Source organism: Streptomyces sp. NPDC003042 (genome assembly GCF_053591315.1).
In genome coordinates, this window is the sequence record NZ_JBSFTP010000016.1 from 97,954 (window position 1) to 107,747 (window position 9,794).

Consider the following 9,794-nt stretch of genomic DNA (forward strand, 5'->3'; position numbering starts at 1 on the left):
CCCCGGCCACCGAACCCCCGGCCACCGAACCCCCGGCCACCGAACCCCCGGCCACCGAACCCCCACCCCCACCCCCGCCCCCTCAAACCCGCACCACCTCCACCCCCGCCGAGGTGAACTCCCGGGCCGCCTGTGACGACAGGCCCGTGTCCGTGACCAGGACGTCCACCGAGGACGTGGCGCAGATGCGGGCGAAGGCGCGGACGCCGAGTTTCGTGGAGTCCGCCGCGATCACCACCCGGCGGGCGCGTTCGCACAGCAGGCGGTTCACCGCCGCCTCGTCCTCGTGGCGGGTGGCCGCGCCGTCCGCAGGGTCGAAGGCGTCGACGCCCAGCACGGCCGTGTCCACGGTGAGCTGACCCAGGGTCTGCTGCGCCAGCGGCCCGGTGAGTTCGTAGGACTGGGGGCGGGCGACGCCGCCGGTCAGGACGATCTTGAACTGGGGCCGGATGACCAGCTCGCCGGCGATGTTCAGGGCGTTGGTGACGACCGTGAGCGCGGGGGAGCCGGTGGCGAGGTCCGGGCGGGCCGCCAGGGCGCGGGCGACCTCCGTCGTCGTGGTGCCGCCGGTCAAGCCGACGACCTCGCCCGGGGCGATCAGCGCAGCGACCGCCTCGCTGATCCGGCGCTTCTCGTCGGCCCGGCGCGAGGTGCGGTAGCGCAGCGGGAGTTCGTACGACACCCCGTGCGGCACCGCCCCGCCGCGCGTGCGGACCAGCAGCTGCTGTTCGGCCAGCTGGTCCAGGTCCCGGCGGATCGTCGCGGCCGACACGCCGAGGGTCTCGGCGGCCGGCTCCACCTCCAGCCCGCCCCGTTCCACCAGCAGATCCAGCAGTCTCTGCCAGCGTTCCTTGCGGGTCATGGTGCCCCTCCCGTGTCCGGCCCTGGTCTGGTCCCCGGCCCGTGATCGAGATTAACGCAGCCGATCAGCCGACAGGTGCGTGAAGTTGCGCGAAACCGGCCGCTATCTTGCACTACCTTGCAGGAAGTACCGTTCAGGAACATGCCCCGACGGCGCAGGGAGCCCGCATGAGTCACATCGCGTACGAGTTGGCCACGCAGCCCGATTGCTGGCAACGGGCCGCCGAACTGGCCCCCGGCAGCCGGGCGGTGCTGCCGCGGCCGGGGGAGCGTACCGCGATCGTCGGGTGCGGGACCTCGTACTACATGGCCCAGGCCGCCGCCGCTCTGCGCGAGGACGCCGGACAAGGGGAGACCGACGCCTTCCCGGCCTCCGAGTTCCCGCGCCACCGGCGCTACGACCGGGTCGTGGCCCTCACCCGGTCGGGCACCACCACCGAGGTGCTGGACCTGCTGGCCGGGCTGCGGGAGGCCGGCGTCGCGACCACCGCCGTCATCGGGGATCCGGCGACGCCCGTGATCACCCTCGCGGACGAGGTCGTGGTGCTCGCGTTCGCCGACGAGCGGTCCGTCGTCCAGACCCGGTTCGCCACCACCGCCCTCACCCTGCTGCGCGCCCACGTGGGCGCCCACAGCCCGGCCGCCGTCGCCGACGCCCGTACCGCACTTGCCGAACCGCTGCCCGCCGGGCTGGAGAGCCGGGGACAGTTCACCTTCCTCGGACGGGGCTGGAGCGTCGGCCTGGCCCACGAGGCCGCCCTCAAGATGCGCGAGGCCTCGCTGTCCTGGGCCGAGTCCTATCCGGCGATGGAGTACCGGCACGGGCCGGTCAGCGTCACCGGCCCCGGCTCGGTGACCTGGTCGCTGGACGAGGCCCCCGACGGGATCGCCGAGCAGGTCCTGGGCACCGGAGCCGCCTGGGTGACCGGCCGGCTCGACCCGCTGGCCGAACTGGTCCGCGTGCACCGCCTCGCCCTCGCGGTCGCCGAGCACCGGCGGCTGGACCCGGACGCGCCGCGCAACCTGACCCGCTCGGTGATCCTCACCAGCGGCGAGGAGGCGGTCCGATGAGCCTCGCAGCCGCTGGGACCCTGGTCGCGGAGGCGGCCGCGGCGGGGCGCGCCGTCGCCGCCTTCAACATCATCACGCTGGAGCACGCCGAGGGCGTGATCGAGGGCGCCGAACGGGTCGGCCTGCCGGTCGTCCTCCAACTCAGCGAGAACGCCGTCCGGTTCCGTGGCGGCAGGCTGCTGCCCATCGCCCGGGCGGCCCTGGCCTGCGCCGAGGCGGCCGGGGTGCCCGTCGGGCTGCACCTCGACCACGTCAAGAGCTCCGAGCTGCTGAGGCAGGCCGCCGACGCCGGCTTCGGGTCGGTGATGTACGACGCCGCGCACCTGCCGTACGCCGAGAACCTGGAGGCCACGCGGTCCGCCGTCGACTGGGCCCACGTCAACGGGCTGTGGATCGAGGCGGAACTGGGCGAGGTGGGCGGCAAGAACGGCTCCGCTCCGCTGGACCCGCACGCACCGGGAGCCCGTACCGACCCCGACGAGGCGCGGCGGTTCGTCGTCGACTCCGGGGTGGACGCCCTGGCCGTCGCCATCGGCAGCAGCCACGCGATGACCAGCCGGACCGGGGCACTGGACCACGTGCTCCTGGCGCGGATCGCCAAGACCGTGGACGTACCGCTCGTGCTGCACGGCTCCTCCGGCCTGCCCGACGCGGAGTTGGCGGCCGCGGTGGCCGGCGGCATCCGCAAGGTCAACATCGGTACCGCCCTGAACGTGGCCATGACCGAAGCCATCCGCACCCACCTGACCCCGGCGGACCCCAGGCCGTACCTCGCGGCAGCACGCGCGGCCATGGCGACGACGGCCGCGGCGATGATCACCGCCCTGAACTGACGCGCGAGGCCGGGCGGCGTCGACCGGAGCCCGGCCGCGCCGTCAGCCGCGCCGTCAGCCGCCGTCGAGCGCGGCCAGCAACGCCCGCGCGAACGCGGCGAGTACCTCCGGCTGGGCCGGTGAGATCTCGCCCAGATGCACATGGGCCCCGCCGAAGGCGTTGGCGTACAGGGGCCGGCCGTCCGCATCCGTTCCCACCCGGTCCTGCTGGAGATCGAAGGCGGCCTCCAGACCGAGATACAGCTCGGGGCCGTACCCGGCCGTCGCGATCACCTCGGTGCGGCCGTCGTCGAACAGGGTGAAGTCCGGCTCCCCGGACCCCGCCGCCAGCACGTCCACCATCCCCCGTGCGAAGGCCCGTACGTCCTGCGCCCGCGCGACGCCGGCCAGTCGCGGCACCGCGGCGACCGGCGTGCCCACCTCGAACAGCCAGGCCCCGTCGGCGACCCGGCGGCGCAGCCGCAGCGGCACCGCGGTGCCGCGCCCGTAATAGTCCGTGACCCCGGGGCATTCCACGACGACCTCGCTCCCCGTCACCACCGCCCGTGCGTCCATGATCCGTGACCCTACCCACCGGACGCCCGGCCCTTCCGGATTCTTGGAACAGGTTCTACTCTGACCGCCGCCACCACAGCGACCGGCTGGACCGCGAGACTCCCGGAGGGCCCGTGCACCTCGAATACACGCCTGAGCAGCAGCAGCTGCGTACCGACCTGCGCGCCTACTTCGCCGAGCTCGTTCCCGAGGACGTGTACGCCCGTTACGAGGACCCCGCCGCCCAGAAGCGCTTCTACCGGGACACCATCCGCCGGCTCGGCGCGGACGGCTGGCTCGGCGTCGGCTGGCCCAAGGAGTACGGCGGGCGCGGGATGTCGCCCATGGACCAGTTCATCTTCTTCGACGAGGCCGCGCAGGCGGTCGTACCGCTGCCGCTGATGGCGCTGAACACCGTCGGGCCGACCATCATGCAGTTCGGCACCGACGAGCAGAAGGCGTACTTCCTGCCGCGGATCCTCGCCGGCGAGATCGACTTCGCCATCGGCTACAGCGAGCCCGACGCCGGCACCGACCTCGCCGCGCTCAAGTGCAAGGCCGTCCGCGAGGGCGACGAGGAGAGCGGCACCTACGTCGTCAACGGCCAGAAGATCTGGACCACCAACGGCGACACCGCCGACTGGGTCTGGCTCGCCGTCCGCACCGACCCGCACGCCCCCGCGCACAAGGGCATCACCATGCTCCTCGTGCCGACCGCCGACCCCGGCTACTCCTGCACCCTCATCAACACCCTCGCCTCGCACGACACCACCGCCAGCTACTACGAGGACATCCGCGTCCCCGCGAGCCGCCGGGTCGGCCAGGAGAACAAGGGCTGGCGCCTGATCACCAACCAGCTCAACCACGAGCGCGTGACCCTCGCCGCCCACGGCACCATGGCCATCCGCGCCCTGCACGACGTCCAGCGCTGGGCCGCCGAGACCAAGCTCGCCGACGGCCGCCGGGTCATCGACCTCAACTGGGTCCGCGGCCGCCTCGCCCGCACCCACGTCCGGCTCGACGCGATGAAGCTGCTCAACTGGCAGATGGTGAACGCCGTCCAGTCCGGAACCCTCACCCCGCAGGACGCCTCCGCCGTCAAGGTGTACGGCTCCGAGGCCCGCCGGGACGCGTACGCCTGGCTGATGGAGGTGGTCGGCGCGGCCGGCTCCCTCAAGGACGGCTCCGCGGGCGCGGTCCTGCACGGCGAGCTCGAACGCGGCTACCGCAGCGCGGTGATCTTCACCTTCGGCGGCGGCAACAACGAGATCCAGCGCGAGATCATCTCGTGGATCGGCCTGGGCATGCCACGAGTCCGCCGCTGAGGCCGTGTGTGACGAAGACTGTTAGTTGGCACAAAAGATGGATGGTTGGCATCAAGACGGCCAACCTGGGCTGTCAGCGTCGACGGTCGGCAACGCCGTCGGCGCTGATCAATTCACGCCCTTGTGGGAGCGGAGATCTTCCGGGTGGCGGTGCAGGCGTTGCCGAGCCGCGCCGCATAGGGATCCAGGCGTGGCGGAACCGGTAGCGCTGGCCCTGGCCGAGACTGGTGGCGTTGAACGCGCTGGCGCGGGAGGTGACCTTACGCTCCTCCTCGCTGCCGCGTAGTGCTGGAACGATGGGGCTGTGAGCGCCCCCGACGAGTCCGTCACCGATCCGCGCGGCGGAGGCGGTGCGACTCCTGGCAGGTGCGCCGGCACCACGCCTCCCGACTGGGCCGGGTCCAGCTGGGTAGGCTCCCTGTCCCGGGCACGGCCGGGGCAGCCGTGGCAGGAGGCGGGCGATGGGCGCAGCTCCGTACGAGGGCGCCGACCCAGGGCTGTACGGGCCAGGGTCCCTCACCTGGCAGTGCCACGGCGACCCGATGATGTGGATCGCCGGGGTCCGCGCCCTCTATCTCCAGGCCCTGCACCCGCGCGCCGTGCGCGGGGTGATGGAGAACTCGGACTTCGCGCGTGACGCCTGGGGGCGGCTGCTGCGTACCGCCGACTTCGTCGGCACCCTGACCTACGGCACCACCGAGGCCGCCGAGCGGGCCGGGGAGCGGGTGCGCGGCATCCACCGCAAGCTGTCCGCCACCGACCCGGAGACCGGGGAGCGCTACCCGGTGGACGATCCCGCACTGCTGCTCTGGGTGCACTGCGCGCAGATCGACAGCTTCCTGCACGTCCTGCGGCGCTCCGGCGTCCCGCTCACCCCCGCCCAGGCCGACCGCTACGTCGACGAGAACCGGGTCAACGCCCGGCTCGTCGGCCTCGACCCGGCCCGGGTGCCCGCGGACACGGCCGCCCTCGCCGCCTACTTCGAGCAGGTCCGCCCGGTCCTCGCGGCCGGACCCGACGCCCGCGCCGTGGACGACTTCCTGCGCGCCCCGCCCGTCCACCCGCTCCTCGTCCCTGGCCGAAACCTGCTGTGGCGCCCGCTCGCCGCCCTCGCCTACGGATCCCTCCCCGCGTGGGCGCACCAGCTGTACGCGCGACCCGCTCCGGCCCCGCGCGCCGTCACCCGGCGCCTGCGACTCACCGGTCGCCTGCTGCGCACCATTCCCGCAGGTCTGCGCTGGCAACTGCCGCCAGGTCACATCTTGAAGGCGATGCGTCGCCTGGGCCCAGGGAGCCGCCCCTGCTCGTACACACGGCGTACATCAGCGGCCATACTGGATGGGCCGGGGAGGGCGTAGCACGACAACGGGGGCGGCTTTAAGACATGGCGGAGTCCAGACTGATCCAGGGCCGGTACAGGTCACTCGATCTGATCGGGCGCGGCGGCATGGGCGAGGTGTGGCGCGCCCGCGACGAGTCGCTCGGCCGGCAGGTCGCCGTGAAGTGCCTCAAGCCCATCGGGCCCGAACAGGACGCCCACTTCACCCAGGTCCTGCGCGAGCGGTTCCGCCGTGAGGCGCGCGTCGCCGCGTCGCTCCAGCACCGGGGCGTCACCGTCGTGCACGACTTCGGCGACGACAGCGCGGCGGGCGGTCCCCTCTACCTCGTGATGGAACTGCTGGAGGGCCGTAACCTCAGCCAGCTCATGGAGGACAACGAGGCGCGCCCGCTGCCCGTCGAGGCGGTCCTCGACATCGCCGAGCAGCTGGCCGCCGCCCTCGGCTACACGCACGACCAGGGCGTCGTCCACCGCGACCTCAAGCCCGCCAACATCATGCGGCTCACCGACGGCACGGTGAAGATCTGCGACTTCGGCATCGCCCGCCTCGCCCACGACATCGGCTTCACCGCCAAACTCACCGGCGGCGGCATGGCCATGGGCACCCCGCACTACATGTCGCCCGAGCAGATCGCGGGCGGCGAGGTCGACCACCGCAGCGATCTCTACTCCCTCGGCTGCGTCCTCTACGAGATCGCCACCGGCGCCCCGCCCTTCGACCTCGGCGACTCCTGGTCCGTGCTGGTCGGCCACCGCGACACGGCGCCCGTGCCGCCGCGCGAGCACCGGCCCGAGCTGCCCGGGTACTTCGAGCAGTTGGTGCTGGACCTGCTGGCCAAGCGCCCCGAGGACCGCCCCGGCGACGCCCGCCACCTGCACCGGTGCCTGGTCGAGGGCCGGTTCGGCCCCGGCGGGCCGCCCGCCGCCCAGGCGCCGCTGCCGGCGTGGGCTCAGGGGATGACCGCCGGGCGCAAGGCCGGGATCGAGGCCCGGCCCGCGAGCGGGGAGTGGGCCGTGCTCACCGGCTCCTGGACGGCGGCGCGCACCGCCGTCGCGGGGGTCGGCGATGCGCCGCCCGCCCTTGCCCAGCCCGCCGTCGGCTCCCTGACCGCCTCGGGGGAGCAGCGCATCGTGCGGCCCGCCGCGGCCGAGGATCCCCGGCTGACCGCCGCGTACGGGCTCCCGCGCGCTCCCGTACCCGGTCCGGGCACCGCCGGCGGCGAGCATCCCGGCGCGCTCGCCGCCGGGCACACCCGCGCGTTCGCCCTCAGCCGGGCCGGCCGGCCGGAGGAGGCGCTGGCCGTGTACGCGGCCGTGGCCCGGGGACGGGCGCGCGTACTGGGCCCCGACCACGCCGACACCCTCGCGGCCCGCCAGGAGGAGGCGTACGAACTGGGGCGGCTCGGACGCCACCGCGAGGCGTACGAGATCTACGGCGCCGTGCTCGCCGCCCGCGCCCGCACCATGGGCCCGCGCCACCCCGACACCCTGCGCTGCCGCCACAACCTGGCCTGCGCCCTGGGCGCGCTGGGCCGCCACTCCGAAGCCCACGCCGCCGCCGCCGAGGTGGCGGCCGACCGCGCGGCCGTGCTCGGCGACGACCACGCCGACACGCTCCTGACCCGCTACGAGGCCGCCTACGCCCTCGGCCGGCTCGGCCGCTGGGACGAGGCGCTGACCGGCTTCCGCCACGTCGCGGCCGTACGGGAACGCGTACTGGGCCGGGACCACCCCGACGCCCTCGCCGCGCGCTACGAGACCGGTATCGCGCTGGGCCGCACCGGCCGCGCCGCCGAGGCCGTCGACCTGTTCCGGGCACTGGCCCGCGACCGTACCCGTGCCTACGGCGCCGCCGACCCGGAGACCCTGCGCGCCCGGCACGTCCTCGGCGTCAACCTCGGCCGCCTGGACCGGTGGGAGGAGGCGGTGGCCGAGGCCCGCGAGGTGTGCGCCGCGCGGGCCAGGACCCTGGGCGCGGAACACCCGGACACGCTCGTCAGCCGACGGGAACTCGCCGTCGGACTCGGCCACCTGGGCCGCTGGGACGAGGCCCTGCCCCTCTACCGGGAACTCTCCGGCATCCGCGAACGGTCCCTCGGCGACGAACATCCCGACACCGCCCTGGCCCACGCCGACGAGGCGCACTGTCTGGAGCGGCTCGGCCAGGTGTGCTACCAAGAGCCATGACAGCTCTCGCACACGACGTGTACGACGCGGTGATCGTGGGCGGCGGCCACAACGGCCTGGTCGCCGCCGCGTATCTGGCCCGGGCGGGCCGCTCGGTGCTGGTCCTGGAGCGGCTCGGACGCACCGGCGGGGCCGCCGTCTCCACCCGCCCCTTCGTCGGGGTCGACGCCCGCCTGTCGCGCTACTCCTACCTCGTCTCCCTGCTCCCCGCGAAGATCGTGCGCGATCTGGGGCTGCGCTTCACGGTGCGGCGGCGCACGGTCTCCTCGTACACGCCCGTCGAACGCGACGGCCGGCCGGGCGGACTGCTCGTCGGAGGCGACGAGGCGCGCACCCGCGCCTCCTTCGCCCGGCTGACCGGCTCGGAGCGGGAGTACGAAAGCTGGCGGGCCTTCTACGGGACGACCGGACGGGTCGCCGGGAAGGTCTTCCCCACCCTCACCGAGCCGCTGCCCACCCGTGAGGAGCTGCGGACCCGGATCGACGACGAAGCGGCCTGGCGGATGCTGTTCGAGGAGCCCCTCGGCCAGGCCGTGGAAGCGCACTTCGCCGACGACCTGGTGCGCGGCGTGGTCCTCACCGACGGGCTGATCGGCACCTTCGCCGACGCCCACGACGCCTCGCTCGCGCAGAACCGCTGCTTCCTCTACCACGTCATCGGCGGCGGCACGGGCGACTGGGACGTACCCGTCGGCGGCATGGGCGCGCTCACGGACGCCCTGGCCGGCGCCGCGCGGTCGGCCGGCGCGGAGATCGCCACCGGGCACGAGGTGCTGCGGATCCACACGGACGGCGTCACACCGGCCGAGGTCACCTTCCGTACGGCGGTGGGCGAGGGCACCGTCGTCGGGCGGACCGTCCTGGTCAACGCCTCACCCCAGGCGTTGGCCGACCTCCTCGGCGAGGACCCGGCCGCCGCCCCCGGCCCGGCACCCGAGGGCGCCCAGCTCAAGGTCAACATGCTGCTGCGCCGACTGCCCGCGCTGCGCGACACCTCGGTGGACCCCCGCGAGGCCTTCGGCGGCACCTTCCACATCGCCGAGGGGTACGAGCAGCTGCGGCGCGCCCACGCCGAGGCCGCCGCCGGGGAACTGCCGTCCGTACCGCCCTCGGAGATCTACTGCCACTCGCTGACCGACCCCTCGATCCTCGGGCCGGAGCTGGTGGAGCAGGGCTACCAGACCCTCACGCTCTTCGGACTGCACACTCCCGCCCGGCTGTTCGGACACGACAACAGGCAGGCGCGCGAGGTGCTGCTGACCGCCACGCTGGCCCAGCTCGACGCCCACCTGGTCGAGCCGCTCACCGACTGCCTGGCCTTCGACGCCGACGGCCGCCCCTGCATCGAGGCGAAGACCCCACTGGACCTGGAGCGCGAACTGCGCCTGCCCGGAGGCCACATCTTCCACCGGGACCTGTCCTGGCCGTACGCCGCCGTGGACGGCGGGAGCGAGGACGGCGGCGGCCGGTGGGGCGTGGAGACCGCCCACCGCAACGTACTGCTGTGCGGCGCGGGGGCGGTGCGCGGCGGCGGCGTCAGCGGAGTCCCGGGCCACAACGCGGCGATGGCGGTGCTGGGCCGCTAGGGAGTGTCGTCAAAGTAGCTCCGGCCGCCCGAAGGGCGGGGCCGGGGGGGCCTGGTGC

General features: G+C 73.9%; 8 protein-coding genes. 6 read left to right on the top strand and 2 right to left on the bottom strand.

Features of this window, described 5'->3' with window-relative positions; translation table 11 throughout:
• Positions 1-82 precede the first annotated feature (82 nt).
• Positions 83-862 carry a DeoR/GlpR family DNA-binding transcription regulator gene (locus ACWDYJ_RS12130; RefSeq protein WP_451565406.1) on the bottom strand — a complete coding sequence of 260 codons (780 nt, stop codon included), beginning with the start codon at positions 860-862 and terminating at the stop codon, positions 83-85.
• Between the two features lie 167 nt (positions 863-1,029).
• Between ACWDYJ_RS12130 and ACWDYJ_RS12135 the strand changes: the two genes are divergently transcribed.
• Positions 1,030-1,932 (top strand): SIS domain-containing protein, encoded by a 903-nt coding sequence (locus ACWDYJ_RS12135; protein ID WP_451565407.1) that lies wholly within the window; start codon positions 1,030-1,032, stop codon positions 1,930-1,932.
• Entirely contained in the window at positions 1,929-2,765 is an 837-nt protein-coding gene (locus ACWDYJ_RS12140) for a class II fructose-bisphosphate aldolase (RefSeq protein WP_451565408.1), read from the top strand. Before ACWDYJ_RS12135 ends, ACWDYJ_RS12140 begins: the two co-directional genes overlap by 4 nt.
• A gap of 54 nt (positions 2,766-2,819) precedes the next feature.
• On the opposite strand, the gene ACWDYJ_RS12145 is transcribed toward ACWDYJ_RS12140, so the two are convergent.
• Positions 2,820-3,320, bottom strand: coding sequence for a hypothetical protein (locus ACWDYJ_RS12145; protein ID WP_451565409.1), 501 nt, complete (start codon positions 3,318-3,320; stop codon positions 2,820-2,822).
• Positions 3,321-3,433: 113 nt separating this feature from the next.
• On the opposite strand from ACWDYJ_RS12145, the gene ACWDYJ_RS12150 reads away from it, so the two are divergent.
• The 4 genes from ACWDYJ_RS12150 (at position 3,434) to ACWDYJ_RS12165 (ending at position 9,736) form a co-directional block, all read left to right on the top strand.
• Positions 3,434-4,624, top strand: coding sequence for an acyl-CoA dehydrogenase family protein (locus tag ACWDYJ_RS12150; protein ID WP_451565410.1), 1,191 nt, complete (start codon positions 3,434-3,436; stop codon positions 4,622-4,624).
• Between the two features lie 461 nt (positions 4,625-5,085).
• Positions 5,086-5,982: an oxygenase MpaB family protein gene (locus tag ACWDYJ_RS12155; protein WP_451565411.1), complete on the top strand. Its 897-nt coding sequence runs from the start codon at positions 5,086-5,088 to the stop codon at positions 5,980-5,982.
• A gap of 26 nt (positions 5,983-6,008) precedes the next feature.
• On the top strand, positions 6,009-8,150 hold the full coding sequence (locus ACWDYJ_RS12160; RefSeq protein ID WP_451565412.1) for a protein kinase domain-containing protein: 2,142 nt from the start codon (positions 6,009-6,011) through the stop codon (positions 8,148-8,150).
• Positions 8,147-9,736, top strand: coding sequence for a phytoene desaturase family protein (locus tag ACWDYJ_RS12165; RefSeq protein ID WP_451565413.1), 1,590 nt, complete (start codon positions 8,147-8,149; stop codon positions 9,734-9,736). The genes ACWDYJ_RS12160 and ACWDYJ_RS12165 overlap by 4 nt, the downstream gene beginning before the upstream one ends.
• The last annotated feature ends 58 nt before the right edge of the window (positions 9,737-9,794 follow it).

Excerpts from the sequence above, each read along its gene's own strand:
- ACWDYJ_RS12155 (WP_451565411.1), top strand. The coding sequence starts at position 5,086 with ATGGGCGCAGCTCCGTACGAGGGCGCCGACCCAGGGCTGTACGGGCCA.
- ACWDYJ_RS12165 (WP_451565413.1), top strand. The coding sequence starts at position 8,147 with ATGACAGCTCTCGCACACGACGTGTACGACGCGGTGATCGTGGGCGGC.
- ACWDYJ_RS12140 (WP_451565408.1), top strand. The coding sequence starts at position 1,929 with ATGAGCCTCGCAGCCGCTGGGACCCTGGTCGCGGAGGCGGCCGCGGCG.
- ACWDYJ_RS12130 (WP_451565406.1), bottom strand. The coding sequence starts at position 862 with ATGACCCGCAAGGAACGCTGGCAGAGACTGCTGGATCTGCTGGTGGAA.
- ACWDYJ_RS12135 (WP_451565407.1), top strand. The coding sequence starts at position 1,030 with ATGAGTCACATCGCGTACGAGTTGGCCACGCAGCCCGATTGCTGGCAA.
- ACWDYJ_RS12145 (WP_451565409.1), bottom strand. The coding sequence starts at position 3,320 with ATGGACGCACGGGCGGTGGTGACGGGGAGCGAGGTCGTCGTGGAATGC.
- ACWDYJ_RS12160 (WP_451565412.1), top strand. The coding sequence starts at position 6,009 with ATGGCGGAGTCCAGACTGATCCAGGGCCGGTACAGGTCACTCGATCTG.